Annotated in this window: 26 protein-coding genes; 12 read left to right on the forward strand and 14 right to left on the reverse strand. The window is 67.7% G+C overall.

What is annotated here, in order from left to right; genetic code table 11:
- Positions 1-124 precede the first annotated feature (124 nt).
- Positions 125-910: a gamma-glutamyl-gamma-aminobutyrate hydrolase family protein gene (locus P8X75_01440; protein ID MEJ1993861.1), complete on the forward strand. Its 786-nt coding sequence runs from the start codon at positions 125-127 to the stop codon at positions 908-910.
- 321 nt (positions 911-1,231) lie between these two features.
- Positions 1,232-2,023, forward strand: a complete 792-nt coding sequence (xth, locus tag P8X75_01445) for an exodeoxyribonuclease III (protein MEJ1993862.1) — start codon at positions 1,232-1,234, stop codon at positions 2,021-2,023.
- Here the strand turns inward: xth and P8X75_01450 are convergent, their stop codons facing one another.
- Both P8X75_01450 and P8X75_01455 read right to left on the reverse strand, forming a co-directional pair.
- Complete coding sequence (locus tag P8X75_01450) at positions 2,024-2,641, reverse strand: alpha-ketoglutarate-dependent dioxygenase AlkB (protein ID MEJ1993863.1); 618 nt, start codon at positions 2,639-2,641, stop codon at positions 2,024-2,026.
- Positions 2,642-2,661: 20 nt separating this feature from the next.
- A complete protein-coding gene (locus P8X75_01455) occupies positions 2,662-2,865 on the reverse strand; it encodes a hypothetical protein (protein MEJ1993864.1) in 204 nt (67 codons plus the stop codon).
- A 254-nt stretch (positions 2,866-3,119) separates the two neighbouring features.
- Between P8X75_01455 and dnaK the strand changes: the two genes are divergently transcribed.
- The 3 genes from dnaK to P8X75_01470 all read left to right on the forward strand — a co-directional run bounded on the left by dnaK (position 3,120) and on the right by P8X75_01470 (position 7,576).
- Positions 3,120-5,054 (forward strand): molecular chaperone DnaK, encoded by a 1,935-nt coding sequence (dnaK, locus tag P8X75_01460; protein ID MEJ1993865.1) that lies wholly within the window; start codon positions 3,120-3,122, stop codon positions 5,052-5,054.
- A 136-nt stretch (positions 5,055-5,190) separates the two neighbouring features.
- On the forward strand, positions 5,191-6,354 hold the full coding sequence (gene dnaJ / locus P8X75_01465) for a molecular chaperone DnaJ (GenBank protein MEJ1993866.1): 1,164 nt from the start codon (positions 5,191-5,193) through the stop codon (positions 6,352-6,354).
- 94 nt (positions 6,355-6,448) lie between these two features.
- Positions 6,449-7,576 (forward strand): hypothetical protein, encoded by a 1,128-nt coding sequence (locus P8X75_01470; GenBank protein MEJ1993867.1) that lies wholly within the window; start codon positions 6,449-6,451, stop codon positions 7,574-7,576.
- Between the two features lie 119 nt (positions 7,577-7,695).
- Here the strand turns inward: P8X75_01470 and P8X75_01475 are convergent, their stop codons facing one another.
- The gene (locus tag P8X75_01475) at positions 7,696-7,896 is read right to left on the reverse strand and encodes a hypothetical protein (protein MEJ1993868.1); all 201 of its coding nucleotides are present in this window, start codon (positions 7,894-7,896) and stop codon (positions 7,696-7,698) included.
- A gap of 279 nt (positions 7,897-8,175) precedes the next feature.
- Between P8X75_01475 and dapB the strand changes: the two genes are divergently transcribed.
- Positions 8,176-8,991: a 4-hydroxy-tetrahydrodipicolinate reductase gene (gene dapB, locus P8X75_01480; protein MEJ1993869.1), complete on the forward strand. Its 816-nt coding sequence runs from the start codon at positions 8,176-8,178 to the stop codon at positions 8,989-8,991.
- Positions 8,992-8,999: 8 nt separating this feature from the next.
- Here dapB and pdxY read toward each other — a convergent pair whose 3' ends face one another.
- Positions 9,000-9,854, reverse strand: coding sequence for a pyridoxal kinase PdxY (gene pdxY / locus P8X75_01485; GenBank protein ID MEJ1993870.1), 855 nt, complete (start codon positions 9,852-9,854; stop codon positions 9,000-9,002).
- A gap of 141 nt (positions 9,855-9,995) precedes the next feature.
- Here pdxY and P8X75_01490 point away from each other — a divergent pair, with 141 nt between their 5' ends.
- From P8X75_01490 to P8X75_01500, 3 genes are all read left to right on the forward strand, one after another.
- Positions 9,996-10,889 carry a CoA ester lyase gene (locus P8X75_01490; GenBank protein MEJ1993871.1) on the forward strand — a complete coding sequence of 298 codons (894 nt, stop codon included), beginning with the start codon at positions 9,996-9,998 and terminating at the stop codon, positions 10,887-10,889.
- A 12-nt stretch (positions 10,890-10,901) separates the two neighbouring features.
- Positions 10,902-11,954, forward strand: coding sequence for a MaoC family dehydratase (locus P8X75_01495; protein MEJ1993872.1), 1,053 nt, complete (start codon positions 10,902-10,904; stop codon positions 11,952-11,954).
- 943 nt (positions 11,955-12,897) lie between these two features.
- Positions 12,898-14,190 carry an MFS transporter gene (locus P8X75_01500; protein ID MEJ1993873.1) on the forward strand — a complete coding sequence of 431 codons (1,293 nt, stop codon included), beginning with the start codon at positions 12,898-12,900 and terminating at the stop codon, positions 14,188-14,190.
- Here P8X75_01500 and P8X75_01505 read toward each other — a convergent pair.
- Positions 14,166-14,333, reverse strand: a complete 168-nt coding sequence (locus P8X75_01505; GenBank protein ID MEJ1993874.1) for a hypothetical protein — start codon at positions 14,331-14,333, stop codon at positions 14,166-14,168. The two genes, P8X75_01500 and P8X75_01505, sit on opposite strands and share 25 nt — an antisense overlap.
- A gap of 148 nt (positions 14,334-14,481) precedes the next feature.
- On the opposite strand from P8X75_01505, the gene P8X75_01510 reads away from it, so the two are divergent.
- On the forward strand, positions 14,482-15,396 hold the full coding sequence (locus P8X75_01510) for a LysR substrate-binding domain-containing protein (protein ID MEJ1993875.1): 915 nt from the start codon (positions 14,482-14,484) through the stop codon (positions 15,394-15,396).
- A gap of 12 nt (positions 15,397-15,408) precedes the next feature.
- Here the strand turns inward: P8X75_01510 and purH are convergent, their stop codons facing one another.
- The 6 genes from purH to P8X75_01540 form a co-directional block, all read right to left on the reverse strand.
- A complete protein-coding gene (purH, locus tag P8X75_01515; protein ID MEJ1993876.1) occupies positions 15,409-17,001 on the reverse strand; it encodes a bifunctional phosphoribosylaminoimidazolecarboxamide formyltransferase/IMP cyclohydrolase in 1,593 nt (530 codons plus the stop codon).
- An 87-nt stretch (positions 17,002-17,088) separates the two neighbouring features.
- A complete protein-coding gene (locus tag P8X75_01520; GenBank protein ID MEJ1993877.1) occupies positions 17,089-18,081 on the reverse strand; it encodes a glycosyltransferase family 4 protein in 993 nt (330 codons plus the stop codon).
- A 34-nt stretch (positions 18,082-18,115) separates the two neighbouring features.
- The gene (gshB, locus tag P8X75_01525) at positions 18,116-19,084 is read right to left on the reverse strand and encodes a glutathione synthase (GenBank protein ID MEJ1993878.1); all 969 of its coding nucleotides are present in this window, start codon (positions 19,082-19,084) and stop codon (positions 18,116-18,118) included.
- Positions 19,085-19,171: 87 nt separating this feature from the next.
- Positions 19,172-20,077, reverse strand: coding sequence for a transglutaminase-like domain-containing protein (locus tag P8X75_01530; GenBank protein MEJ1993879.1), 906 nt, complete (start codon positions 20,075-20,077; stop codon positions 19,172-19,174).
- 22 nt (positions 20,078-20,099) lie between these two features.
- Entirely contained in the window at positions 20,100-20,666 is a 567-nt protein-coding gene (locus tag P8X75_01535; protein MEJ1993880.1) for a BON domain-containing protein, read from the reverse strand.
- Between the two features lie 87 nt (positions 20,667-20,753).
- Positions 20,754-21,176 carry a YraN family protein gene (locus tag P8X75_01540; GenBank protein MEJ1993881.1) on the reverse strand — a complete coding sequence of 141 codons (423 nt, stop codon included), beginning with the start codon at positions 21,174-21,176 and terminating at the stop codon, positions 20,754-20,756.
- A 113-nt stretch (positions 21,177-21,289) separates the two neighbouring features.
- Here P8X75_01540 and P8X75_01545 point away from each other — a divergent pair, with 113 nt between their 5' ends.
- Complete coding sequence (locus P8X75_01545; protein ID MEJ1993882.1) at positions 21,290-22,528, forward strand: penicillin-binding protein activator; 1,239 nt, start codon at positions 21,290-21,292, stop codon at positions 22,526-22,528.
- On the opposite strand, the gene hemW is transcribed toward P8X75_01545, so the two are convergent.
- Genes hemW through rph form a run of 3 tightly spaced genes read right to left on the reverse strand, consistent with a single transcriptional unit; the run spans position 22,525 to position 25,049 of the window.
- Positions 22,525-23,715 (reverse strand): radical SAM family heme chaperone HemW, encoded by a 1,191-nt coding sequence (gene hemW, locus P8X75_01550; protein MEJ1993883.1) that lies wholly within the window; start codon positions 23,713-23,715, stop codon positions 22,525-22,527. The two genes, P8X75_01545 and hemW, sit on opposite strands and share 4 nt — an antisense overlap.
- Entirely contained in the window at positions 23,708-24,310 is a 603-nt protein-coding gene (gene rdgB / locus P8X75_01555) for an RdgB/HAM1 family non-canonical purine NTP pyrophosphatase (GenBank protein ID MEJ1993884.1), read from the reverse strand. The genes hemW and rdgB overlap by 8 nt, the downstream gene beginning before the upstream one ends.
- A 19-nt stretch (positions 24,311-24,329) precedes the next feature.
- Positions 24,330-25,049 carry a ribonuclease PH gene (gene rph, locus P8X75_01560; protein ID MEJ1993885.1) on the reverse strand — a complete coding sequence of 240 codons (720 nt, stop codon included), beginning with the start codon at positions 25,047-25,049 and terminating at the stop codon, positions 24,330-24,332.
- A 179-nt stretch (positions 25,050-25,228) separates the two neighbouring features.
- On the opposite strand from rph, the gene hrcA reads away from it, so the two are divergent.
- A complete protein-coding gene (gene hrcA, locus P8X75_01565; GenBank protein MEJ1993886.1) occupies positions 25,229-26,305 on the forward strand; it encodes a heat-inducible transcriptional repressor HrcA in 1,077 nt (358 codons plus the stop codon).
- The last annotated feature ends 34 nt before the right edge of the window (positions 26,306-26,339 follow it).

Below are 26,339 nucleotides of genomic sequence, written 5' to 3' on the forward strand. Positions count from 1 at the left end.
ATATGCCCCGGCGGGGGCCGTCTGGCAAGTCACTCCGGCATCAAGAGAACGCGAGGGCGCGTGAGACGCGACTCCATCTAGCCCCTTGCGCTTTGCGCGGCGGAGGGCTAGCTCTTTTCACATCATGAGCAAAGCAACTCTTCCCCTGATCGGCCTTCCCGCCTGTGTCATTCAGGCCGAGGGCATGCCCTTCCACAAGGTGGGCGACAAGTACGTGCGCGCGGTTGCCGTGGGCGCGGGCGGCCTGCCCATCATGATCCCCTCGCTGGGCGACCTGATCGACCTGGAGGATCTGGTCGAACGGCTCGACGGCCTCTTGATGACCGGTTCGCCGTCGAACGTCTTCCCGACCCACTACCGGGAGGAGCCGCACCCCGACGCCGAGCCCCACGATCACTGGCGCGACGAAACGACGCTGCCGCTGATCAAGCTGGCGATCGAGCGCGGCGTTCCGCTGTTCGCGATCTGCCGGGGTTTCCAGGAGTTGAACGTGGCCATGGGCGGCACGCTCTATTCCAAGCTTCAGGAAGTGCCGGGCCGCTTCGACCACCGCCAACCCAAGAGCGACGACCCCGATGTGCGCTACGGCGAGGTCCATGACCTCGAGCTGGTGCCGGGCGGCGTCTTTGCGGGACTTCTGGGGGCGGAAAAGGTGCGCATCAACTCCCTTCATGGCCAGGGAATCAAGGACTTGGCCCCAAAACTGACGCTGGAGGGCACCGCCCCCGACGGCACGATCGAGGCCGTGCGCGTCACCGACGCCAAGGCCTTCGCCCTCGGCGTGCAGTGGCATCCGGAGTACAAGTGCTGGGAGAACGAAGTCTCCATGAAGCTGTTCCGGGCCTTTGGGGAGGCAGCGCGTGAACGCGCCGCCGCGCGCGCCGCCGGACGCCTTTCGCTCGCCAGCTGATCGGGCCTGCCGGGCCGCGCTGTCTGCAAACGGGCTATGTCCGATTCGCATGGCGATTTGGGAGTCACGGCGTTGCAACGAAGCCCTGTCATCCTAAATATGTGGGTATAGGGAACGACGCCTCCCCGAGGCGTCACAATCCCACTGGTGAAGGATTGCTCTCCCCTGCCAATCCTTCATCACTCCTAGGAGTAATTGAACGCCCGGCCGCCCCCCGACCGGGCGTTCTTTTTGTCCGGAACCCGCCTTGCGGCGCAGGGCCTCTGCGGCCAGACTGCGGCCTCTCGTCCAAAGACAAGAAGCCGAAGGGGGCTGCCCGTCATGACCGTTATCGCTACCTGGAACGTCAACTCGCTGCGCCAGCGGCTGGAGGGGCTCGCCCGCTTCGCCGAGGAGAAGCAGCCGGACGTGGTCTGCCTACAGGAAACCAAGGTCACCGACGATCTCTTCCCCGCCGAGGAGATCAAGGCGATGGGTTTCGAGCATCAGGTGGTGCGCGGCCAGAAGAGCTACAACGGCGTCGCCGTCCTATCGAAGAAGCCGCTGAAGGCCGTGCGGGACCGCCGTCCCTGGTGGGGCAAGGACGACTGTCGCCACATCGGCGTCGAGCTGGCCGACGGCACCGAGCTGCACTGCTTTTATGCCCCCTCCGGCGGGCCCAAGCCGGACCCGGAAGCCAACGAGAAATTCGCCCACAAGCTGGGCTTCTACGACGAGATGGCCGACTGGGCCGAGCGGGAACAGGACCGCAAGCGGCCCACCATCCTGATGGGCGATCTCAACATCGCGCCGCTGGAACAGGACGTCTGGAACCACAAGAAGCTGCTGCGCTCGGTCGGACACACGCCCGGCGAGTCCGAGCGCTTCGCCACGCTGCTGGAGCGCGGCGGGCTGGTCGACGTGGGCCGCCGTTTCGTGCCGCCCGACCAGCCGCTCTACAGCTGGTGGGGCTACCGCTTCGCGGCCTCCTTCGAGAAGAACTACGGCTGGCGCTTGGACCACGTGCTGGCCAACGAGGCCGCGAACGCCGGGATCAAGGGCTTCGAGGTCTACAAGGACACCCGCACCTGGGAAAAGCCCAGCGACCACGTGCCCGTCATCATCGAGCTTTGATCATCCGGGTTTCGTGACCCGCCGCAAGGTGAGGTTGATGCGCCCGCCCTCGGGGAAGAGCGGCGGGCCTAGAAGGCGTGAGGAGCCGCCCAGCACCCGGTCGATGCCGTGGAAGGAAAGCCGCGCGGCCCCGCCCATCACCAGAACGTCGCCCGAGGCGAGCTTCATGGAGCGCGAGGGCCCGCTGCGCTGCTCGGCGATCCGGAACACCGCCGTGTCGCCGAGGGAGACCGAGAGCACCGGCGCATCGAAGTCCTGCTCGTCCTTGTCCTGATGCAGGCCCATCTTCGCGCCGGGGCGGTAGTAGTTGATGAGGCAGGCCTCCGGCGGATGGGGATAGCCCGTCGTCTCAGCCCAGAGCTCCAGCAGGATCGGGGATATCTCCGGCCAGGGCCGCCCGGTCTCCGGGTGGCGCGGCTCGTAGCGGTAGCCGCCCTCCTTGTCCGCCATCCAGCCCAGCGGCCCGGCGTTGGTCATGGCGACCGAAAAGGGCTTGCCCGTCCGCGGCATGCGCGGCGTGAAGAAGGGCGCGGCCTCCAGCGTATCCGCCACCCAGGCCAGCAGCGAGCGCTGCGCGGGCTCCTCAAGCGCCTGCGGCCGGTAGCCGAGCCCCTCCATGGAAAGCTTGGGCAGCTGGGTCACCCGCCGGGCCCCTTGCGCCGCCGCTCCCAGATGCGAAAGGCGAAGTAGACCGCAGCGGCGGCCACCGCGAGGTAGGACCCGGCTTCCTCCAGCCAGAGAAATGATCCGCCCAGTTGCCCGGCAGCCAGCATCGCAAGAACGCCCAGGACCATCAGTCCGGCGGCGCTCCATTTCACGAGAGTGACTGTTCGATCGCCCATGTTCTGAATCCTGGCGCGCGGGCCGCGCTGCCGCAAGGGCCGATGGTTCGGCGCGAAGGCAGCGAAACTTCTTGAAAAAACACCGTCACATAACGGCTTGTAGCCGTCTTGATCCTCCCTATATAGCCCCATTGGAAGACGGGGCTTTCGCCCCCATCTGTTTGGAAGAGCAACGAAGCCTTATTGGGGACCGACCGAGCGGTGCTTGTTTCGCCAAGGCCGCCCCTCCGGTCTGCTGAGAAAAGAGGATGAACATGAGCAAAGTTATCGGTATCGACCTCGGCACCACGAACTCCTGTATCGCCGTCATGGACGGCAGCCAGGCGAAGGTGGTCGAGAACGCCGAGGGCGCGCGCACCACGCCCTCCATGGTGGCCTTCTCCAACGATGGCGAGCGCCTCGTGGGACAGCCGGCCAAGCGCCAGGCGGTCACCAACCCCAACAACACCCTTTTCGCCATCAAGCGCCTGATCGGGCGCCGCTTCGACGATCCCACGGCCAAGAAGGACCAGGAGCTGGTCCCCTACGAGATCGTCAAGGCCGACAACGGCGATGCCTGGGTCAAGGCGCATGACGAGACCTACAGCCCCAGCCAGATCTCGGCCTTCATCCTTCAGAAGATGAAGGAGACGGCGGAGTCCTACCTGGGTGAGAAGGTCGAGAAGGCGGTCATCACCGTCCCCGCCTACTTCAACGATTCCCAGCGTCAGGCCACCAAGGACGCCGGCAAGATCGCCGGGCTTGAGGTTCTGCGCATCATCAACGAGCCGACGGCGGCCGCGCTCGCCTACGGGCTTGAGAAGAAGAAGGCCGGCACCATCGCGGTCTACGACCTTGGCGGCGGCACCTTCGACGTCTCGATCCTGGAGATCGGCGACGGCGTCTTCGAGGTGAAGTCGACCAACGGCGACACCTTCCTGGGCGGCGAGGACTTCGACAACCGCATCATCGAATACCTGGCCGACGAGTTCAAAAAGGAGCAGGGCGTCGACCTGCGCCAGGACAAGCTCGCCCTCCAGCGCCTCAAGGAGGCGGCGGAGAAGGCCAAGATCGAGCTGTCTTCGGCGACCCAGACGGAAGTGAACCTGCCCTTCATCACCGCCGACCAGTCCGGCCCGAAGCACCTGAACATCAAGCTGTCCCGCGCCAAGCTGGAAAGCCTGGTGGACGATCTGGTGCAGCGCACGGTCGGCCCCTGCAAGGCGGCCCTGAAGGACGCGGGCATCTCCGCGGGTGAGATCGACGAGGTGATCCTGGTCGGCGGCATGACCCGCATGCCCAAGATCCAGGAAGTCGTGAAGACCTTCTTCGGCAAGGAGCCGCACAAGGGCGTCAACCCCGACGAGGTGGTCGCCATCGGCGCCGCGATTCAGGGCGGCGTGCTGCAGGGCGACGTCAAGGACGTGCTGCTGCTGGACGTGACCCCGCTGTCGCTGGGCATCGAGACCCTGGGCGGCGTCTTCACCCGCCTGATCGACCGCAACACCACGATCCCGACCAAGAAGTCGCAGACCTTCTCCACCGCCGAGGACAACCAGACGGCGGTCACCATCCGGGTCTTCCAGGGTGAGCGCGAGATGGCCGCGGACAACAAGCTGCTGGGTCAGTTCGACCTGGTTGGCCTGCCCTCCGCCCCGCGCGGCGTGCCGCAGATCGAGGTCACCTTCGACATCGACGCCAACGGCATCGTCAACGTGTCGGCCAAGGACAAGGCCACCGGCAAGGAGCAGCAGATCCGCATCCAGGCCTCCGGCGGCCTCTCCGACGAAGACATCGAGCAGATGGTCAAGGACGCCGAGGCCCATGCTTCCGACGACAAGAAGAAGCGTGAACTGGCCGAGGCCCGCAACCAGGCCGACTCGCTGGTCCATCAGACCGAGAAGTCGCTCGGCGAGGTGGGCGAGAAGCTCGGCGAGGAGGAGAAGACCACGATCCAGACCGCCGTCGACGAGCTGAAGGCCGTCAAGGACGGCGACGACCTGGAGGCGATCAAGGCCAAGACCGAGGCCTTGGCCCAGGCCGCCATGAAGCTCGGCGAGGCGCTTTACCAGCAGGAGGGCGGCGACGCCCAGGCCGGTGAGGCGGACGCCGGAGCGGAGGGCTCGGCCCAGGGTCAGGCCGACGACAGCGTGGTCGACGCCGAGTTCGAGGAGGTCGACGAGGACGACAAGGGCGAGAAGAAGTCCTAAGTCCCGTCAGCCGGGGCTCCCGGAACCAAAAGGGGCCGGAAAGGACACGCGCCTTTCCGGCCCTTATTCCGGTTCAGGGGGCGGGGAAACCCGGACCAGACCCAAACCGCGATGAAGGGGGCGACGAAAAAAGAAAATGGCCAAGGGCGACTACTACGACATCCTCGGCGTCTCCAAAGATGCCTCCGCCGACGAGCTTAAGAAGGCCTACCGCAAGCTCGCGATGAAGTACCATCCGGACCGCAACCCGGATGACAAGGAGGCCGAGACCAAGTTCAAGGAAGCAGGCGAAGCCTATGACGTCCTGAAGGACGAGCAGAAGCGCGCCGCCTACGACCGCTTCGGCCACGCCGCCTTCGAGGGCGGCATGGGCGGCGGCGGCGGCGCGGGCGGCCAGGGCTTCGGCGGCGGCGGTTTCGCCGACATCTTCGACGAGATGTTCGGCGATTTCATGGGCGGCGGCGGACGCCGGCCCGGTGGCGGCGCTGCTGGCCCCGGCGGCGGCGCTGCGCGCGGCGCGGACCTGCGGCTCAACCTGGAAATCACCCTGGAAGAGGCCTTCGAGGGTAAGAAGGCGCAGATCCACGTGCCGACGGCCGTGGGCTGCGAGACCTGCAACGGCTCCGGCGCGGAGCCCGGATCCAGCCCGACCAGCTGTCCTTCCTGTAACGGACGGGGCCGCGTGCGCTCCCAGTCCGGTTTCTTCACCATTGAGCGGACCTGCCCGCGCTGCGGCGGCCGGGGTCAGGTGATCGAGAATCCCTGCCACGACTGCAACGGCCAGGGCCGCGTGCAGCGCGACCAGACGCTGGCCGTCCAGATTCCCGCGGGCGTCGAGGACGGCACGCCGATCCGCCTGTCCGGCAAGGGCGAGGCGGGCATGCGCGGCGGGCCGACCGGCGATCTCTACGTCTTCATCTCGGTGAAGCCGCACGCCTTCTTCAAGCGCGACGGCGCGCACCTTTTCTGCGAGGCGCCGATCCCCATGACCACGGCGACCCTCGGCGGGTCCATCGAGGTCCCGGTGATCGACGGCAAGCGCGCGCGGGTCACGATCCCCGCCGGCACCCAGAACGAGCATTCCTTCCGCCTGCGCGGCAAGGGCATGTCGGTCCTGCGCTCCCAGGCGCGCGGCGACCTCTACGTGCAGGTGCGCGTGGAAACCCCGGTCAACCTCTCCAAGCGCCAGAAGGAACTGCTGGAGGAGTTCGCCAAGGAAGCCGAAGGCAAGTCCAACTCCCCGGAATCCGAGGGCTTCTTCACCAAGGTGAAGGAACTCTGGAAAGGCCTGGCGGACTAGCGCCTGAAGGGACGCCGGCCAAGCATCAAGACTTCATAAGGGAGCGGTCCGTCATGCTATACCTGACGGCCCGTTCACTTAGCGTGTTTTGATCATGCGTTTCGCGATCATAGAAGACGGAAAACTGAGAAGACTTGGGGCCATTCCGCTTCTGGTCCTGGCCTTGCTGTTCCCGGGAGTCGCCCCCGCCGCCGCGCAGGAGAAGAGCCTGCTCTTGCCCATGCAGGGGCATGTGGAGCTGGAGCCCGTCGATCTGCCGATCTATCTGAAGCTGCCCTTCGAAGCCTACGGAGAGGAGGGCGTGGCGCTGGACGACTTCCTGGAGCGTCCCGCCGCCTCCGACCCCGCGCTGGCCGCCTTCCAGCGGCTGATGCGCGGGCTGAAGGAAGAGGACATGGCGCTGGCCGGGCCTTTCATCTCGACGGAGGAAGGCGAGGCCGCCGAGGCCTTTAGGCGCGACCGGATCACGCTCTGGCACAGGGGCTTCGGCGGGTTCGAGAGGGTCCGGGTGCTGGGGCGCAGCGACCTGGGCGACGAGGACCTCTTCTATTGGGACATGCCCTACCGCGGCGCGCGTTTCATCCGGAGCTTCACGCTGCGCCGGGCCGGGGCTGCCGGCGGCTACACTGCGACCCTGACCTCCAGCAACTGGCCGCTCACGGCCTGGATCGTGAAATCCCTCTCGGCACGGAACCGCGCCCCGGAAAGGCTGCCTGACGGGCTTCAGGTCTCCCTGCCCATGACCTTCCGGCTGGGTGGCGACCGCGTGCCGCTGTTGTTCGAGGGCTACGCGCCCCAGTTCGATGTCTTCCAGGCACGGCTGCCGGAGGGGTACCCGCCGCTGAGGTTCTACGCCGAGACCTGGCGGCTGCTGCCGAAGGGCCAGCTCGAGGCCTTCGCCAACCGCTGGACGGCCAAGAGCGCCGCGAAGGTGCGCAAGCAACTATCCAACCAGCCGCAAGCCTTTCTGGACATCGCAACGCAGCCCCGCTGGGTCTGGCTGGTGATGCACGCAGAGCCGCTCTACTTCGTTTTCTACACGAGCGGGCCCAACCCGCTGCACCCGAAGACGCCGGTTCGCGTCGACACCCTGCTGCGCGAGCCGGACGGCGGCTTCAAGATGACGAACCTCTACTTCGAAAGCGATATCGATCAGGCCTTGAAGGACGCGACCGGCGTTCCCCTGGAGGCGTTCACCGCGTCGATCCGGTCGCTGCGCTAATGGCCCCTACAGCGTCAAACAGCGCTTCGTGACGGACTCTCGGATTTCGGCTTTATCGTCTGGATCCCGGCCATGAGGGCCGGGGCGCAGCGATGGGCGGCCGCCTTTCGTTGAGGCCGTCAACCGCCACGCTTGCTGGCGCCATGGCGCCCGCGGTGGTCGGTCTTGCCGCGCTCCAGGATGCTGTCGCCGCTCTCAAGACCGGAGGCCTGTGAGGCGATGGGCGTTTCGCCCAACTGTGCCGCCGCCTGGACTCCCTTCGCGGAGGCGAGCGAGAAGACAAGGAGGCTCATGGCGAATAGCCCTAGAAGGAACTTCATGATTGGTCACTCCGCTTCCGGTTTACATAAGTGCGCCGTGCGCTTGCCGCCCAGCCTCATTGATCAAGGGGAACAAGATGAATCAAACCATGTCGCCGTTGCGTAAGATTTAGTTCAAATTTGTTACATTGTTTGGTCGTTCGCAGCAGAACGCCTTGCCGCCCTCACAAGATCGGTGCAGATCGTCCAGCGCCCTTGCAGGCGCCCTTGCCAGCGGCTCCCTGCGGGGCTAAGCCTGTGCGCGAAGGGGATCGAGGACCTGCGGAAAGGACCGGAGCGATGTCGGAGTTGGGCATAGGAATCGTCGGCGCCGGCGGACGCATGGGGCGGATGCTGGCCAAGGCGGTCAGCGAGGCCGAGGGCGCGCGCCTTGTCGGCGGCGTGGAGCGCGCGGGCAGCGAGCTGCTGGGGCAGGACTTCGGCCAGCTCTCCGGTCTCGGCGACCTGGGCCTGCCGCTGGGCGACGACCCGCGGGCCTTGATCGAAAAGGCCGACGTCCTGATCGACTTCACCGCGCCCGAGGCGACGCTCGCCACCCTGAAGCTGGCGGCCGAGGCCGGGCGCGGCTATGTCGTCGGCACCACGGGCTTCACCGCCGAACAGGAAGCCGAACTGGCGGAGACCGCCCGCGCCTGCACCGTGGTGAAGGCCGGCAACATGAGCCTGGGGGTCAATCTGCTGGTGACGCTGGTCGAACAGGTGGCCCGCGCCCTGGACCCGGCCTATGACATCGAAGTCGTGGAGATGCACCACCGCCACAAGGTGGATGCCCCATCCGGCACGGCGCTGATGCTGGGCGAGGCTGCGGCCAAGGGCCGGGGCATTGATCTGGCCGAGAACAGCGAGCGGGGCCGCGACGGCATCACCGGCGCCAGGGAGCCCGGCGCGATCGGCTTCGCTTCGCTGCGCGGCGGCGATGTGATCGGCGAGCACTCGGTGATCTTCGCCGGGCCCGGCGAACGGGTGGAGATCACCCACAAGGCCAGCGACCGCATGCTCTTCGCCAACGGCGCGGTCAAGGCCGCCCTTTGGACCAAGGGCAAGGACCCCGGCCTCTACTCCATGCTGGATGTTCTGGGGCTCGCCCCGCGCTAACCCAGGCGCTAACCCAGGCGTTCAGCCTCGAAGATCTGCGGCGGGTCGACGATGGCGTCCTGACGGGCGACCAGCGGGATCTCCCGGCTGCCCGGCGCGACAGCCGCCAGCAAGGCATGGATCGAAGAGGCGGCGCGCGAGAGCGCCTGTCCCATGTCGTTGCCCTTCAGCAGATGCGCGAGGAAGAGCGCCGCCGTCATGTCGCCGGCGCCGCCAACGGGTGGGTCCAGGGTCAAAAGCGGGGTCCGTACGCGCCAGAAACTGCGCTCGTCCGCGCCCAACATTTCCATTTCGCCCTCCGGCGTGTCCGGCAGGATAACCGAGGTGACCAGCAGCCGCTTGGCTCCGCGCAGCAGAAGACGGTCGGCGGCCTGGAACAGGTCGAGGCGGCGCGCGACCTCCCGCCCGGTCAGGACGCCCAGCTCGAAAAGGTTCGGCGTCACGATATCGGCCAGACCCAGAAGCCGCGCGCGAAAGAAGGCCGGTATCTCCTCGCTGACGTAGAATCCCCTGCCCACATCGCCCATGACCGGATCGCAGAGATAGAGCGCTTCCGGGTTCGCGGCCTTCACCGCGGCAACGGCCTCGGCCACGACCTCGCCCAGGGCGGCCGATCCCAGATAGCCCGAAAGGACGGCGCGGCAGGTCTTGAGCTCGCCCAACTCCTTCAAGCCCGCCAGCACCGCCGTCAGGTTTTCCAGGGGCAGGGGGCCGCCGTGCAAGGCGCCGTGTCCGGTGTGATGCGCCAACTGCACGGTGTTCACCGGCCAGACCTCCAGCCCCAGGCGCTGCAAGGGGAAGACGGCGGCGGCGTTGCCGGCATGGCCATAGGCCACATGGGACTGGATCGAAAGCACGGACATGGGCTTTGCCGGTGGTCTTTCCTGTGAGAAATCGGCGGGCGGCGGGCGCGTGCCAGAGCTTGCCACAGACGCCCGCATCTATATAGTCCGCCGCATATATGCTGCGCCGCAATAAGAAATATCAGGGGAGGCTTAAATAAAGTGAGCTCCTTAGCCGACCACACCGCCCGCCCGCGCCGGAGCGTGCTCTACATGCCCGGCTCCAATCCCCGTGCGCTGGAGAAGGGCCGCACGCTGCCCGCCGACGCCCTGATCCTCGATCTGGAGGACGCGGTCGCCCCGGACGCCAAGGAGGCGGCGCGCGAGAACATCCTCTCCGCCCTGGCCCAAGGCGGCTACGGCAAGCGGGAGATCGTGGTGCGCGTGAACGGGCTGGAGACGCCCTGGGGCGCTGGCGACATCTCGGCCATGGCCAAAAGCGGCGCCGACGCCATCCTGCTGCCGAAGGTCGACGGACCCGGCCAGGTGAAAGATCTGGCGCAGCGCATGGCGGACGCCGGCGCGCCGGACGGCATGACCATCCAGGTCATGGTGGAAACCCCGCTCGGCGTGCTGAACGCAGGCGCGATCGCCGCCGCCTCGCCGCGCCTTTCCTGTCTGGTGCTGGGCACCTCCGACCTGGTCAAGGACCTGCGGGCCGCGCACACGCCCGAGCGTCTACCGGTCCTGACCGCGCTCTCGCTCTCCGTTCTCGCCGCGCGCGCCCATGGCAAGGCCGTGGTCGACGGCGTGCACCTGGACCTTTCGGACGAAGAGGGTTTCGAGGCTGCCTGCCGCCAGGGCCGCGAGCTCGGTTTCGACGGCAAGACCCTGATCCACCCCAAGACCATCGAAGCCGCCAACCGCCTGTTCGCGCCGGACGAGGAAGAGATCGCCTGGTCGCAGAAGATCATCGCCGCCCATGCCGAAGCCTCGGACGCGGGACAGGGCGTCGTCGTGGTGGAGGGCAAGCTGATCGAGAACCTGCATGTCGAGAACGCCCAGAGGCTGATCGCGCTGAAGGCCGCGATCGACGCCCTGGCCGAAGACAACTAAGGGGCCGCCGTCATGAGCAAGAGCAGCCGCGGGCGCTACTTCGAGGACTTCACCATCGGCGAGACCCTGGTGCACGCCACCCCCCGCACGGTGAGCGAGGGCGATCAGGCGCTCTACACCGCCCTCTACGGCGCGCGCTTCGCACCGCAGGCCGCCGACAGCCTGGCCCAGGACATCGGCCTGCCCGCCGCCCCGCTGGACGATCTGCTGGTGTTTCACGTGATCTTCGGCAAATCGGTTCCGGACATCTCCTTGAACGCCGTCGCGAACCTCGGCTACGCGGGCGGACTTTTCCTGCAGCCGGTCTTTCCCGGCGACACGCTTTCCGCCGTGTCCGAGGTGATCGGCATGAAGGAGAACTCGAACGGCAAGACCGGCGTCCTCTATGTCGAGACCGTGGGCCGCAATCAGGTCGGCGAGGTCGTCCTGCGCTTCTTCCGCTGGGTCATGGTGAACAAGCGAGAGGGCGCGGGCGCCCTGGCCGAGCCCAAGGTGCCCGAGTTGCCCAAGGCGGTGACGCCGGACCAGCTGGTGGCGCCCCTGGACCTGGACTTCTCAGGCCTCGACAGCGCGCTCAGCGGCGGCGCCCATTTCTGGGAGGACTACGCGGCGGGCGAGAAGATCGACCACGTGGACGGCATGACCATCGAGGAGGCTGAGCACCAGCTCGCCACGCGGCTTTACCACAACACCGCGCGCGTCCACTTCAACCAGCATGCCGAGGCCGAAGGCCGCTTCGGCAAGCGCATCGTCTATGGCGGGCACATCATCTCCATCGCCCGCGCGCTCTCCTTCAATGGACTGGAGAACGCCTTCTTCCTGGCCGGGATCAACGGCGGGCGCCATACCGCGCCCAGCTTCGCGGGCGACACCATCTACGCCTGGACGGAGGTGCTGGAGACCGCGGAACTGCCGGGACGCGCCGATCTGGGGGCGCTGCGCCTGCGCACGGTCGCGACCAAGAACCGTTCGGCGGCCGACTTCCCGCTGGAGATCGAGGAGGGCAAGCTCGACCCCGCCGTGGTGCTGGACCTGGACTACTGGGCCCTGATGCCGCGCCGCTGACCCGGCATTGAAGCTTCAAAAATCTGGAAGATGGACCCCCTAAACGCGGAAGCGCCGGGCGATGGTTTCCCATCGTCCGGCGCCCGCGGGTACCACTTGCGAGAGCGGTTCCCTCGCTGAGCGCGGAGGGATTCTCGCTGCATCGCGCGCCGTCGATCGGACCTGGCGACCCCGTCAGCGGCTGCGGCGAGCAGGGCGACGATGCTCCGAAAAGCCGTCATCGCATCCCTCACCGGAAGGCTCGGTACCTCCTTGCCCGCGTGATCCCCTTTCCACCAGGGCCCCGCACCACCCCCGTGAAGGGGGGCCGGACCCCGCGACACGGCCCCGGGAAGGGCCGCCTCACCTAGCCGTCCCCGCGAGGGACGACCGGGTTGCCCGTTTAATGACCGCTCCGCGCAGGGGTGGAACGATCCGGGCCGGAAAGGGCCGCTTGGCAAGGCCTCCGCGGCGACCCGGTCTCAAACCCCAACCCTCCGAAGAGGACCGGGCTTCCGCCGGGCGGGCTCGGGTCTCTCCGCCTCCCGAGGGAGACGGGAAGGGTCCCTCGCCCCTTCCGAGGTTCCGAAGGTCCGCCGCCGTACCATGGGCTGGGAAACGTTGCCGCTTCCTGATCAGCTCTGGCCGGGCCGGCAGGTCCTTGTCCCGGAACCCAACGCTTTCGCGTACCCAAAGCCTCGCGCCGATCGGCCCCTGCGCGCAAGCTTCGTTAAGGTTACAAACTGTAAAAAACTGTGCATAAAGCGCGGCTTTCCCCACAGAATCCGCAAGGTTTTTGCACCGGCTTATCCACAGCAACAGGCTAGTTGCTTGAATCTTTGGTCTTTTTTGAAGACCAATCTGGCGAGCGTCCGTTGGGGATTTCTTGAGGGGCGGCAAAAAAGCTGCTAGCCCGAACGCTGGCGGACCGGCGAGCGGCCCCGCGACTCCGAGGAGAGCGCTCTTGACCAGCAGCGACGATCGTCCCCAGGGCCTGAAAGCGCTTGTCTCCTGGTGTCTCTTCGACTGGGCGAACTCCGCCTTTCCCACCATCGTCGTGACCTTCATCACCGCCACCTACGTGACCAAGGTCGTGGCGCCGACGCCCGAGCTGGGCACCGCCGCCTGGGGCAACGCCATGGCGCTGTCCGGCTTGGCGGTGGCGGTTCTGGGCCCCGTGTTCGGCGCCATCGCCGACAACGGCGGGCCGCGCAAGCCCTGGCTCGCGGTCTTGAGCGGGCTCACCATCGTCAGCGGCCTGGCGCTCTGGTACGTGGAGCCGGAGCCTTCCTTCCTGCTGCTGGCGCTGGTGCTGGCCTTCCTGGGCTCGGCCTGCTTCGAGCTGGGGACGGTCTTTTATAACGCCATGCTGCCGGAGGTGGCCGGGCGCCGCATGATCGGCCGCGTGTCCGGTTGGGCCTGGGCGCTGGGCTATGCCGGGGGCCTCGCGGCGCTGGCGCTGGTGCTGGTGGTCTTCGTGCTGCCGGAGACGCCGCCCTTCGGGCTCGACAAGGAGCGCGCCGAGGAGGTGCGGATCGCAGCACCCCTCGTGTCGCTATGGTTCCTGGTCTTCGCGCTGCCGCTTTTCCTCTACGTCCCGGACCGCCCGAGCAGCGGCCTCGGCACGGCCAGCGCCATATCCGGCGGGCTGAAGATGCTCTGGTCCAGCCTGAAACGCCTGCGCCACCGTCCCGTGCTGCTGCGCTTTCTGGCCGCGCGCATGCTCTACACGGACGGCCTGAACACGCTCTTTGCTTTCGGGGGAATTTACGCAGCCGGGACTTTCGGCATGGATTTTCAGGAGATCCTGATCTTCGCGATCATTCTCAACGTGGCCTCCGGCCTCGGCGCGCTCTGCTTTTCCTGGGCGGACGACCGAATCGGCTCCAAGCCCACGATCCTGATCGCGCTGCTAGCCCTGATCGGCCTTGGCCTGCCGATCCTGCTGATCGAATCGAAGCTCTGGTTCTACATCCTGGCGTCGGGGATCGGGCTCTTCATCGGCCCGGCGCAGTCCGCCAGCCGCAGCCTGATGGCCCGTCTCGCGGAGCCGGAGGAGCGCACGGAGATGTTCGGTCTCTACGCACTCTCCGGCAGGGCGACGGCCTTTCTGGGGCCGCTGCTGGTCGGCCAGCTCACGCTTGAGAGCGGCAGCCAGCGGGTCGGCATGGCGACGGTCGTCGTCTTCTTCCTGATCGGCTTCCTGCTGTTGCTGCCGCTAAGACTTCCCGCTCACGCGCAAGGGGCTGCCCGGTAGCCGAGCGGAGCCTTGCGCCGCAGCGAGTGGCGGAACAGCCCGCCGAAGAAAGCGCGCATGGCCTCCGCACGCTCCACACGAGCGCGGTTCAGGGCCTCGCGAACCTCGGATTCCTGCAGGTTCTGATGCATCGCGTTCGACATGATCTTCTCTCCTCTTTCACGTGGGGGCGGCCCGTCCTTCGCGGCGACGCCGCTCTTGTTGGTTAAAGATGATGACTTTCCATTTGAATGATAATAGTCGTTCTAGGAAGATCATTGTTTCCTGATTGGAACAGATAAAGAGTGTCCGATGGATCGTTTCGATCAACTGCGTGTGCTCACCGCCATCGTCGAGGGCGGCTCGCTTTCCGCGGCGGCGCGCAAGCTTGAGATCACGCCCTCGGCGGTCTCCAAGCAGCTTTCGGCGCTGGAGGACCGGCTGGGCGTGCGGCTCTTCAACCGCACCACGCGCAAGCTCAGCCTGACCGATGAGGGCGGCGCCTTTTATGAGCGCGCCCGCGCCATCCTCTCCGACCTGGCCGAGGCGGAGGGGTCGCTCGCCGACCAGACCGGCGTGCCGCGCGGGCGGCTGGTGGTGGACGCCCCCATCGCCTTCGGGCGCTACTGCGTTGGACCGGTGCTGGGGGATTTCCTGCGCGCCTATCCGGAGGTGCATCTGGAACTGCGGCTTTCCGACCGGCTGATCGACCCCATCGAGGAGGGGGTGGACCTCGTGATCCGCATCGGAGAGATGAAGGATTCGGCGCTGATCGGCCGGCGCCTCTCAAAGAACCGGCGGCTGGTGGTGGGCGCGCCCGGCTATCTGGACCGCCGGGGCCGCCCGGAAGTACCTGAAGACCTGAAGGACCACGCCTGCCTCGTACACAGCCTGCGCCGTCCGCGCGGCGAATGGCAGTTCATGGGGGAGGACGGCGGCAGCCAGGGGCTGCCGGTTTCCGGCCCCTTCGAGTCCATGGACATCGAGGTGCTGAGGCTTCAGGCGATAGACGGCATGGGCCTGGCGCAGCTGCCGGTCTGGCTGGTCGCGCGCGACCTGGAGAGCGGCGCGCTGGAGGAGGTGCTGCACGACCACCTGAGCCCCGACAGCGACATCTTCATCCTCTACCCCTCGGCCCGCCACCTCTCGCCCAAGGTGCGCCGCTTCCTCGACTTCCTGGTCGAACGCTTCGGCGGCGACCGCGCCTGGTGGGCCGCGAAGGTCTGACAAGGCGGCGTCCTAGTGCCGGAAGTGGCGCATGCCGGTGAAGACCATGGCGAGGCCGGCCTCGTCGGCGGCGGCGATCACCTCCTCGTCACGCATTGAGCCGCCGGGTTGGATGACGGCGGTTGCCCCCGCCTCGGCGGCGGTCAGTAGGCCGTCTGCGAAGGGGAAGAAGGCATCGGAGGCGACGACGCAGCCGGCCGTGCGCAGATCGCTCTCGCCCGCGGCCTCGCCCGCCTCCTTGGACTTGATGGCGGCAATGCGCGCGGCGTCCACGCGGCTCATCTGTCCCGCGCCGATCCCCACCGTCGCGCCGTCCTTGGCGTAGACGATGGTGTTCGACTTGACGTGCTTGCCGACCCGGAAGGCGAAGAGCAGGTCGGCGAGCTCCGCCTCGCTCGGCGCGCGCTTGGTGACGACCTTCAGGTCCTCCCGCTCGATGCGCCCGGCGTCCCGGCTTTGCAGCAGCAGCCCGCCGGCGATGGACTTGAAGGTCATGCCCGCCTCCGCCGGGTCAGGCAGGGCGTCGGTCACCAGCAGGCGCAGGTTCTTCTTTTCCGCCAGCAGCGCCTCGGCCTCCTTCTCGACGCCCGGCGCGATGATGACCTCCAGGAAGAGCTTGCCGAGTTCCTCAGCCGTGGCGGCGTCCAGGGGCCGGTTCAGCGCCACGATTCCGCCGAAGGCGCTGACCGGGTCGCAGGATAGCGCCTTGCGGTAGGCCGCGACCTGACTGTCACCCAGCGCCACGCCGCAGGGGTTGGCGTGCTTGATGATGGCGACGGCGGGCCCGGCGGTGAACTCGCTGACCAGCTCGAAGGCCGCGTCGGTGTCGTTCAGGTTGTTGTAGGAAAGCTCCTTGCCCTGGAGCTGGCGGGCGCTGGCGACGCCGGGGCGGCGCGGGCGCGCGGCGCTGTCCAGGTAGAGCGCCGCCTCCTGATGCGGGTTCTCGCCATAGCGCAAAACCTGGGCGCGCGCGCCCGCGAAGGTCACGCTTTCGGGGAAGGTCTCGCCTTCCTGCTCGGCCATCCAGGTGGAAATCGCCGAATCATACGCTGCCGTATGGGAATAGGCCTTGCGCGCCAGGCGGCGGCGCAGGGCCAGGGTCGTGCCGCCCTCGGCCAGCTCTGCCAGCAGCGGCGCGTAGTCCGCCGGGTCGGTCACGATGGCGACATCGCCGTGGTTCTTGGCCGCCGCGCGCACCATGGCGGGGCCGCCGATATCGATGTTCTCGATGCAGGCGTCCCAATCGCCGCCGCCCGCGACCGTCTCGCGGAAGGGATAGAGGTTCACCACCACCAGATCGATGGGCGCGATGCCATGCTCCTCCATGGCCTGCCGGTGGCTGGCCAGATCGCGGCGCGCCAGGATGCCGCCGTGGATCGCGGGGTGCAGGGTCTTGACCCGCCCGTCCATGATCTCCGGAAAGCCGGTGTGGGCCGAGACCTCCTTGACCGTCACACCCGCGTCCGAGAGCGCCTTTGCCGAGCCGCCGGTTGACAGTATCTCCACCCCCGCCCGGTCCAGCGCCTTTCCAAGCTCGGCGAGCCCCGACTTGTCGGAGACGGAGATGAGGGCGCGGCGGATCGGGGTACGGCTGCTGTCGGACATGGGGTCTCCGGAATTTCAGGGGCGGGTGGTGCTGGCCATTGACTGGCCTTTTGAATAGAGCCCGGCAAGCCCCCCGGTCAAGCGGTCCTAGGGCTTCGGCCGCGCGAGGTGGGAGAGATAGGCGAGAAAGCCGAGGGTGAGAAGGGCGCAGGCCAGCACCGGCGGCCAATCCCCGAAGCGCAGCGTGGAGAGCGCCAACAGGATCATCGCCAGATTGAAGAGACCGACCCGCGCCGTAACGCCGCCATGCCCGATGCGCGCGGCGGCGCGCTGGTACCAGTGGCTGCGGTGCGCCTGCCAGACCTTTTCGCGACGGGCGAGGCGGCGCAGCAGGGTGAAGGTGGCGTCGGCCCAGTAGTAGGCGGGCAGGATCAGGGCCGCCGCCCAGTAGCCCTGATAGGCCGCCAGGACCAACAGGTAGCCCAGCAGATAGCCGAGCGGCACGCTGCCCGCGTCGCCGAGAAACAGCCGCGCGGGCGCCCAGTTCCAGGGCAGGAAGCCCAGAACGGCGGCGGCCAGCAGCAAGGCATAGCCCTCGCCCAGCGCCAGATCGGCGATCCAAAGGACGGCCAGGCCGAGGGCGATCGAAAGCGCCTCGACCCCCGCGATGCCGTCGATGCCGTCCATGAAGTTGAAGAGATTCACGAACCAGAGCCAGGCGAGCCAGGCGAAGGCGAGGTCCAGGGGCGCGGGCAGCAACCCCTGGGTCACGCTGCCCTGCGGCTCCAGCAGATAGAGACCCAGCGCCACGGCCAGCCCCTGCGCGCCGAGCCTCACGCCCGCAGGCAGGCTCTTCAGGTCGTCGCGCCAGGAGAGGAGGCAGAGCGCCGCGGCGGCGGCCAGCAGCGGCCAGAGCCCAGGTTGTCCCTCCTGCAGCGCCCACCAGGACCAGGCCGCGATGACCAGCGGCATCAAGAAGAGGCCGCCGCCCTTGGGGGTCGGACGGCTGTGGCTGGAACGTTCGTTGGGGTGGTCCAGGATCTGCGCGCGCCGCAGCAGCAGGACCAAGAGGCCGGTGCCCGCCAGGGACAGCAGCGCCACCAGGGCGAGCGGGATCAGGGATGAGAGGGTGAGCGTCACGTGCTTCGCGTCCCGGCTCCGCGCGCCGCCGTCCCTAGGCGCTCTTGCGCGAGGCCAGGCGGCGCTCGATGGCGTCCCAGATCAGACCGGCGAGGTTGGCGCCGTCGAAGCGTTCGATCTCCTGCAACCCGGTCGGGCTGGTGACGTTGATCTCGGTAAGGTAGTCGCCGATCACGTCGATGCCGACGAAGATCAGCCCCTGTTCCCTCAAGACCGGGCCGAGGGCCGCGCAGATCTCCCGCTCCCGCTCGGTCAGGCCGACCTTCTCGGCGCGCCCGCCGACGTGCAGGTTGGCGCGCGATTCCCCCTCGGCCGGGATGCGGTTCAGCGCGCCCGCGGGCTCGCCGTCCACCAGGATGATGCGCTTGTCGCCCTTGCGGATTTCCGGCAGATAGCGCTGCACGATCACCGGCTCGCGGTAGATGCGGGTGAACATCTCCATCAGCGCGTTCAGATTGTCGTCGTTCTCCTTCACATGGAAGATGTCGGAGCCGCCGTTGCCGTAGAGCGGCTTCACGACGATCTCCCGGTGTTCCTTCCGGAACGCCAGGATTTCCGCGCGGTCGGAGGATATCAGCGTCGGCGGCATGAAGCGGGCGAAATGGCTGACGAAGAGCTTCTCCGGCGCGTTGCGGACCGAAACCGGGTCGTTCACCACCAGCGTGTCCGGGTGGATGTGCTCCAGCACATGGGTGGCGGTGATGTAGGACATGTCAAAGGGCGGGTCCTGGCGCATCAGCACCACGTCCAGGCCGCGCAGGTCCCGGTTCTCCGGCTGCCCGAGCGTGAAGTGGTCGCCCTCCTTGCGCCGCACTTCCAGCGGGCGCAGCTGCGCGGAGACCTCGACGCCCGTCTCCGCCGCCTTGAAGGTCAGGTGCTTGGGCAGGTAGTGGTAGAGCTGATGACCGCGCGCCTGCGCTTCGAGCGCCAGCGCAAAGGTGCTGTCGCCCTTGATGTCGATCTTGTCGATGGGGTCCATCTGGATGGCTACCGAAAGGCTCATGGCGGCGCGCTTTCCTCGCTAAGGGTGGCTGTCACTCCCGATCGCCGCACTATAGCCGCCCGCCGTGCCCCCGCAAGGGCAGGGGCGTCAGTTGAGCTTGGAGCGCAGAATGCGCAGAAGCTGGGAGACCTCGTCCGCCTGACGGTCTCCCGGCGCGATCTCCAGGAACTGCTCCAGCGAGAGGATTCCGGCGCGCAGGTTGCCGAGCTCGGCGTGGACCAGGCCCAGCTCGCGCCAGAGGTCGCCTTCGCCCGGCGCCAGCATCAGCATGATCTCCAGGCAGGAGAGCGCCTCCTCGAAGCGTTCGGCCTGGAGCGCGCGCAGCTTGATGTTGTTCTGCAGGCGCAGCAGGACCTTGCGGTTTTCCACCGGCGCGTAGTGGGCCGGGGTCAGCTCCGCATCCAGGCCCGCGACAGCCTTCAGCAGATCGCGCAGCTGGGCGCTTTCCAGCCGCTGCCAGCCGTTGAAGGGATCGATCACGGCGCGGGCCCCGCCAAGGTCGAGCCGCAGCAGGAAATGCCCCGGGAATGCGAGGCCGCAGGCGGCCCAGCCCTGGGCGCGCGCGATCGCCAGGGTCAGGATGCCGAGCGCCACCGGCAGGCCGCGCCGCCGCTCCATCACCGCCATCAGGTTGGCGTTCTGGGGATCGTCGTAATCCTCGTGATCGCCGCGGTAGCCGTGACGCTCGGCGAGCAGCCCGCGCAGGGCCTCTACCCGGCCTTCGAGCGAGCGCTCGGCGTCCAGATCGCGGGCCGAGGCGGCCAGGTTGGCCGAAAGCTCCTCAAGGTGGCGCTCATAGGGCTCCAGCGTGCGGCCCGGCCTGTGCAGGGCGGCCATCAGCAGGGCGCCCTCCGCAAGGTCGATCCCGGCGTCGGGCCCCGCGCCCATGTCCCTGAGGCGCTGCTCCAGCTCCGAACGGGACGGCACCGCCAGCGCGCTGCGCGGCCGCTCGCCCATGCCGGGCCGGCCGCTTTCTCCGCGCTCGCGGGTCATGAAAACCTCAAGTTCTGGAGCCTCAAGCGCTGGGTTCCGGTTGGTTGAGACGCACGTAGGATACCACGCGCTCCACGTAGGCGATGTTGCGGGCATGCTCCACGACCCGGTCGAGCTCAATCGGCGACTGCGCCACGCCCATCAGATAGACCACGCCGTGCACCGTTTCGATCGAGTAGTTGATCGAGGAGACTTCCTTGTCGAACACCAACTTGGCCTTCAGTTCGGTGGATATCCAGGTGTCCAGCGCGAAATCGTCGACGCCGCCGGTTTGTTCTTCGACCCGGACCTCGTTGATGACTTCCTGGACGCCTTCCGGCTGCCAGGCGATACGGATCGCCTCCAGGCGCATTTCCTGCTCCGGCACCACGCCGGAGACCAGCACGCGTCCCTCCTGCACCTGAAGCGTCAGCAGGCGGTACATGCGCTCGCTGTATTGGAGCCAGCCGTCGTTGATCTGGATGCGGATGGCCTGATCGTCGATCGCCTGGCCCAGCCCGCGCTCCTGCGAGGCCATGATGCCCACGCCCGCGCCCGCGCCGATCACCGTGCCCTCGAACGAGCAGGCGCCGAGCGCAAGCATCAGCATAGCGGCTGAGAGGCCCCTCAATTTTTTCGCCGTCATTTCCCCAATCCCCCACCTTTCGGATCAGAGCTTCAGTTTGGTCTCTAAAACCTACATATACCCATGATCGGATTCCCGCCAAGCGTCCTTCACATGCCTGGGAAAGCGCCAGGGCGCGAGCAGGATGGCGTCGAAGCGCTGATCGAGGCGTGCGAGACCCGGATAGTCCTGAAGATACTGGGCGGCGGCCCTGGTGATGCGCTGCTGCTGGCGCGGGCGGATCGCCTCGGCCGCCCGGTCCAGGTCCGCGCGCTGCTTGACCTCCACGAAGACCAGAAGCCGGCCCTTGCGCAACACCAGATCGATCTCGCCCTGGCGGGTCCGGTAGCCGCGCGCCAACAGGCGGTAGCCGCTCAGCCTCAGGTAGAGCCGCGCCAGGGACTCCCCGAAGCGGCCCCGGCGCTCCGCCGCACGGCGTGCGCGGTCCGGTCCTCCCCGGTGCGCCGGATCGCCTGGTGCCTTCCCCTCTGCCATGATCCGTCCCTTTTTCGCCTCTAAGGTCGGTTTACGCTAACCCCTTGGGCCGCTATCGTCGCAACAGAATTTCCTGGGGCTGGAGAGGCAACCGGATGGTGAAGGAGAGCTCGATGGGGTCACCCCGTGTCATGGCGTCGGAACAACCGGTGGGAAACCTCCGGCGTTTGGCTTCGTTCGCGCTGCTTACCGGCCTCGCGCTGGCCCTGGCGGCCTGCGGCACCCCGCAAGGCGGACAGCAGCAAGGACAGCAAAGTCAGCGGGTGGAAGCGCCGCCCGAACCGGAGACCCCAGAAGGTCTGACCGAGGACGGCAAGATCGGCATCGGCTTCCTGGCCCCCCTGACCGGACCGCAGGCGGGCGTGGGCCAAGCGATCCTGCAAGCCGCGCAGATGGCCTTCCTGGACAACGCCGACGAGGGAGCCGCACTGCTGGTCGCCGACAGCGGCGCAAACGCGGCGTCGGCGGCGCGCGCCACGCAAGAGCTTATCGACCAGGGAGCGGCCATCATCATCGGGCCGCTCTTCGCTGACTCCGTGCGGGCCGCAGCCCCGGTCGCGCAGCGCGCGGGCGTTCCGCTTCTGGCTTTCACCAACGACGACAGCGTGGCCCAGCCGGGCGTCTTCGCGCTCGGTCTCTCCCCGGCGGCGCAGGTCGAGCGGGTGGTGGACTACGCCGCGCGCAACGGCCTGCTGCGGTTCGGCGTCTTCGCCCCCGACGACCGCTATGGCCGTCTGGCCGTCGGCGCTCTTCAGCAGGCGGCGGGCAGGCCGCCGCTTCAGGTGACCGAGGTCGCCTACTATTCAGCCGACGCCCAGGAGATCGACGCCCAGGCGCGTGCCTTCTCGCGAGGGGCGGGGTCTTACGACGCCGTCTTGCTGCCCGACGGCGGTCAGCGGCTTTTGGGGGTCGCCCCCTATCTGCCCTACTACGACGTGGCCCAGCCGGAGATCCGCTTCCTCGGCACCCAGCTCTGGGAGAACACGGACATCGCGCGGGAGGAAACGCTGCACGGCGGCTGGTTCGCGGCCCCCGATCCGGAGGCCTGGGCCGGGTTCGCGCGCCGCTACAGCCAGCTTTACGGCGAAGGGCCGCCGCGCGTCGCCTCGCTCGGCTACGACGCCACGGCGATCGCCGCGGTCTTCGCGCGCGGTCAGGTTCAGGGCTTCGACGCGCAGCAGGTCTATGGACGCCAGGCCCTAACCCAGGACGGCGGGTTCTTCGGCATCGACGGCATCTTCCGCCTGCGCGCGGACGGCACGGTGGAACGCGGCCTCGCGGTGCTGGAGCTTCAGCGCGGCGGCCCGGTCGTGATCGAACCGGCCCCGCAGTCCTTCGGAGCCGCCTTCTAGGCCAGGAGCCGCGCCAGGAGCGGGTCGAGACGCTGACGGCCTTCCTTGCTGGCCCGCAAGCCCGAATCGTCGAGGGTCAGGTAGCCCGCGTCGCGGAGCGGCGCCAGACGCCTTTCGTCCAGCAATGCCTCGGGCTCGGCCTCCAGTTCCCGCCGAAAGGCCGCGCGCGTCACGCCTTCGGTGAGGCGCAGGCCCATCATCAGCATCTCTTCCAGCCGCTCGCGCGGGTCCAGTGGCAGCTCCTGCCGCGTGGCATGGCCTTCCCGCTCAACCGCTTGCAGCCAGGCTTCCGGCGCGCGGTGCTGGCGCGTGGCGGTCTTGCGGCCCGCGAGCGTCAAACGTCCATGCGCGCCCGGCCCAACCCCCCCATACTCGCCATCACGCCAGTAGGTGAGGTTGTGGCGGCAGGCGGCCCCCGGCTTGGCGTGGTTGGAAATCTCGTATCCGGCGAGACCCGCGGCCTCCAGGTCCGCCTGGGTCGCCTCGAAGAGCGCCGCCGCCTCCTCATCGCCCGGCACCTCCAGCTCGCCGCGCCGCCAGGCGCCGTGGAAGACCGTGTTCTCCTCGATGGTGAGCTGGTAGAGGGCGATGTGTTCGGGCCCCTCGGCGAGCGCCTTGGCGAGCTCGGCGCGCCAGTCGGAAAGCGCCTGCTCCGGACGGGCGTAGATCAAGTCGAAGGAGAAACGCGGTACGGCGGCGCGCGCGAGGGAGACGGCCTCCAAGGCCTCGGCGGCGGAGTGCTGACGCCCGAGAAAGCGCAAGGCGTCGTCGTCCAGCGCCTGCACGCCGATGGAAAGGCGGTTGACCCCGGCCTCGGCGAAGCCCTGGAAGTTCCCGGCTTCCGAGGAGGTGGGATTGGCTTCCAGCGTGACTTCCAGCCCGGGATCGCAGTCCCAAAGGTCCCGCGCCCGCGCGATCAGCGCCGCCGCCGTCGCCGGTTCCATCAGCGAGGGCGTGCCGCCGCCGAAGAAGATCGAGGTGAGCCGGCGATCCTGACCGGCCGTCAAACGCGCATAATGTTCGAGCTCGCGGAGCAGGGCGGCGCGCCAGCGTGATTGGTCGATGGCCTCGCGCACATGGCTGTTGAAGTCGCAGTAGGGGCACTTGGCCTTGCAGAAGGGCCAGTGGATGTAGAGCCCGAAGCCCGGATCGGCTTCCCGCTCTTCGCGGAGCGGCAGCTCAACCACGGGGAAACAGCGCCTCCACCATCTGCGCGAAGGCGCGGGCGCGGTGGCTCATCCCGTGCTTCTTCTCCGGGTCCATCTCGCCGAAGGTGATGTCCTGGCCCTCCGCCTGGAAGATGGGGTCGTAGCCGAAGCCGCGCTCCCCGCGCGGCGGCCAGACGAGCTGGCCTTCGACCCGCCCCTCGAAAGTCTCGCAATGGCCATCGGGCCAGCAGAGGCAGAGCGCGCAGATGAAGGCCGCGCTGCGGTCCGCGCTGTCGCCCAGTTCGCGCTCGACCCGCTCCATGGCCGCGCGGAAGTCCTTCTCCGGACCGGCCCAGCGCGCGGAATAGATGCCGGGCTCCCCGCCCAGGGCGCTCACGGCCAGCCCGCTGTCGTCGGAAAGGGCCGGCAGGCCCGACCCCAGCGCCGCCGCCTTGGCCTTCAGCTCGGCGTTGGCCGCGAAGGTCTGGCCTGTTTCTTCGGGCTCCGGCAGCCCGAGATCGCCTGCCGACACGACGGAAAGGCCAAAGGGCTCCAGAAGATCGGCGATCTCCCGCAGCTTGCCAGGGTTGTGGCTGGCGATCACCAGGCGCTTTTCAGTCAGCTTTCGCGTCATGGCCGCTCGCCTCAGACCGTCACTCGACGCCCAGCGCTTCCCGCTGGTGGCGGCCCAGTTGGGCCACGCCCTCCTCGGCCAGCGCCAGCATGGCATCGAACTGGCCGCGCTCGAAGGGCGCTTCCTCCGCCGTCGCCTGCAACTCCACCACCCGTCCGCCGACCGTCAGCACGAAGTTCGCGTCGGTCTCGGCGGCGGAATCCTCGTCGTAGTCCAGATCGAGCACCGGCTGGCCCTGATAGATGCCGCAAGAGATCGCCGCCACCTGATCGGTAAACGGCAGCGTCTCGATGGCCTTCATCTCCTGCATCAGCTGAAAGGCCCGGTAGAGTGCCACGTACGCCCCGGTGATGGCGGCCGTACGCGTACCTCCGTCCGCCTGGATCACGTCGCAATCGATGCGGATCTGGCGTTCGCCAAAGCCGGTCAAGTCCACCACCGAACGGAGCGAGCGGCCGATCAGGCGCTGGATTTCCTGGGTTCTCCCCGACTGCTTGCCGCGCGCGGCCTCGCGCCCCGTGCGGGTGTTGGTGGAGCGGGGCAGCATGCCGTACTCGGCGGTGATCCAGCCACGGCCCGAGTTCTTCATCCAGCCGGGCACCGATTCCTCGACCGAGGCGGTGCAGAGGACATGGGTGTGGCCGAACTTCGCGAGGCAGGAGCCCTCGGCGTAGCGGTTGCAGTCCACCTCCAGGGAGATGGGGCGCAGTTCATTGGCGGCGCGGCCCGATGGACGCATGGATCCTCCCGTCTTCAGCAAGGAATTTTCATCGATCTCGTTTGAATGGAGCGCGGACGCTACCCCAAGGCCGCGGCGCGGTAAAGCGCCGGCCGGGAAGCGCCGCCGCGCGATGGCTCATTGACCCTCTACCGGGGGCTCACTAGATTCAGGGTCTTATAGGATACCGCTTGAGGAACATGTCCAAGCTCATCGACGCAGAAGCACTGAAGCTGAAGGGGCTGAACGAGCTCAACGAGCGTTCGCGCGAGATTTTCCGTCATATCGTTGAAGCCTACGTCGAGACCGGCGCGCCCATCGGCTCGCGCACCCTGTCGCGCAAGATGGGCATGGATCTCTCCTCGGCCACCATCCGCAACATCATGGCCGACCTCGAAGAGGCCGGGCTGCTCTATGCGCCCCACACCTCGGCGGGACGCCTGCCGACCGATGCGGGCCTGAACCTCTTCGTCCACGGCCTGCTGGAGCGAGGCAACCTCAGCCGCGAGCAGCAGCGCCAGATCGAAGAGCAGTGCCTCGCCAAGGGCAGAGGCTACTCCGAGGTGCTGGAGGAGGCGGGCTCCATCCTCTCCCAGCTCTCGCACTGCGCCGGGCTGGTGGTCGCGCCCAAGGTCGACGAACCCCTGCGCCATATCGAGTTCGTGGCGCTCGGGCCGGGCCGCGCGCTGGTCGTGATGGTCACCGACTCCGGCAAGGTGGAGAACCGGGTGATCGACGTGCCGGTCGGCCTGCCGCCCTCGTCACTGGTTCAGGCCAGCAACTTCCTGACCGCACGCCTGGTCGGACGTTCGCTGAACGAGGCGCGCAGCCTGATCACAAAGGAACTCTCCGAGAAGAAGGCGCAGCTCGACGGGCTGACCACGCGCCTTGTCGAAAGCGGACTGGCCACCTGGTCGGAAGGCGGCGAGCGCGGCGGCGCGCTGATCGTGCGCGGTCAGGCGCAACTGCTCGAGGACGTGACGGCGCTGGAGGACCTGGAGCGGGTGCGCCAGCTCTTCGCCGCGCTTGAGGCGCGCGAGACCATGCTGCGCCTCTTGAACCTGACCGAGACCGCCGAGGGCGTGCAGATCTTCATCGGCTCCGACAACGAGCTCTTCGGCATGGCCAACTGCTCCATGGTGGTGGCGCCCTACCAGAACAGCCAGCAGCAGATCGTTGGCGCGATCGGCGTGATCGGACCGACCCGCATGGACTACGGCCGGATCATTCCCATGGTCGACTACACCGCCAAGGTGATCGGCCGCTTGGTGGGTTAGAAGCCGATCAGCGGTTGAATTCCGCCCGCCGCCT

Source organism: Limibacillus sp. (assembly GCA_037379885.1).
GTDB lineage: Bacteria > Pseudomonadota > Alphaproteobacteria > Kiloniellales > CECT-8803 > JARRJC01.

Coding starts and splice junctions, on each gene's coding strand:
- P8X75_01440 (MEJ1993861.1), top strand. CDS start 125: ATGAGCAAAGCAACTCTTCCCCTGATCGGCCTTCCCGCCTGTGTCATT.
- xth (MEJ1993862.1), top strand. CDS start 1,232: ATGACCGTTATCGCTACCTGGAACGTCAACTCGCTGCGCCAGCGGCTG.
- P8X75_01450 (MEJ1993863.1), bottom strand. CDS start 2,641: ATGGAGGGGCTCGGCTACCGGCCGCAGGCGCTTGAGGAGCCCGCGCAG.
- P8X75_01455 (MEJ1993864.1), bottom strand. CDS start 2,865: ATGGGCGATCGAACAGTCACTCTCGTGAAATGGAGCGCCGCCGGACTG.
- dnaK (MEJ1993865.1), top strand. CDS start 3,120: ATGAGCAAAGTTATCGGTATCGACCTCGGCACCACGAACTCCTGTATC.
- dnaJ (MEJ1993866.1), top strand. CDS start 5,191: ATGGCCAAGGGCGACTACTACGACATCCTCGGCGTCTCCAAAGATGCC.
- P8X75_01470 (MEJ1993867.1), top strand. CDS start 6,449: ATGCGTTTCGCGATCATAGAAGACGGAAAACTGAGAAGACTTGGGGCC.
- P8X75_01475 (MEJ1993868.1), bottom strand. CDS start 7,896: ATGAAGTTCCTTCTAGGGCTATTCGCCATGAGCCTCCTTGTCTTCTCG.
- dapB (MEJ1993869.1), top strand. CDS start 8,176: ATGTCGGAGTTGGGCATAGGAATCGTCGGCGCCGGCGGACGCATGGGG.
- pdxY (MEJ1993870.1), bottom strand. CDS start 9,854: ATGTCCGTGCTTTCGATCCAGTCCCATGTGGCCTATGGCCATGCCGGC.
- P8X75_01495 (MEJ1993872.1), top strand. CDS start 10,902: ATGAGCAAGAGCAGCCGCGGGCGCTACTTCGAGGACTTCACCATCGGC.
- P8X75_01505 (MEJ1993874.1), bottom strand. CDS start 14,333: ATGTCGAACGCGATGCATCAGAACCTGCAGGAATCCGAGGTTCGCGAG.
- P8X75_01510 (MEJ1993875.1), top strand. CDS start 14,482: ATGGATCGTTTCGATCAACTGCGTGTGCTCACCGCCATCGTCGAGGGC.
- purH (MEJ1993876.1), bottom strand. CDS start 17,001: ATGTCCGACAGCAGCCGTACCCCGATCCGCCGCGCCCTCATCTCCGTC.
- gshB (MEJ1993878.1), bottom strand. CDS start 19,084: ATGAGCCTTTCGGTAGCCATCCAGATGGACCCCATCGACAAGATCGAC.
- P8X75_01530 (MEJ1993879.1), bottom strand. CDS start 20,077: ATGACCCGCGAGCGCGGAGAAAGCGGCCGGCCCGGCATGGGCGAGCGG.
- P8X75_01535 (MEJ1993880.1), bottom strand. CDS start 20,666: ATGCTGATGCTTGCGCTCGGCGCCTGCTCGTTCGAGGGCACGGTGATC.
- P8X75_01540 (MEJ1993881.1), bottom strand. CDS start 21,176: ATGGCAGAGGGGAAGGCACCAGGCGATCCGGCGCACCGGGGAGGACCG.
- P8X75_01545 (MEJ1993882.1), top strand. CDS start 21,290: ATGGGGTCACCCCGTGTCATGGCGTCGGAACAACCGGTGGGAAACCTC.
- rdgB (MEJ1993884.1), bottom strand. CDS start 24,310: ATGACGCGAAAGCTGACTGAAAAGCGCCTGGTGATCGCCAGCCACAAC.
- rph (MEJ1993885.1), bottom strand. CDS start 25,049: ATGCGTCCATCGGGCCGCGCCGCCAATGAACTGCGCCCCATCTCCCTG.
- hrcA (MEJ1993886.1), top strand. CDS start 25,229: ATGTCCAAGCTCATCGACGCAGAAGCACTGAAGCTGAAGGGGCTGAAC.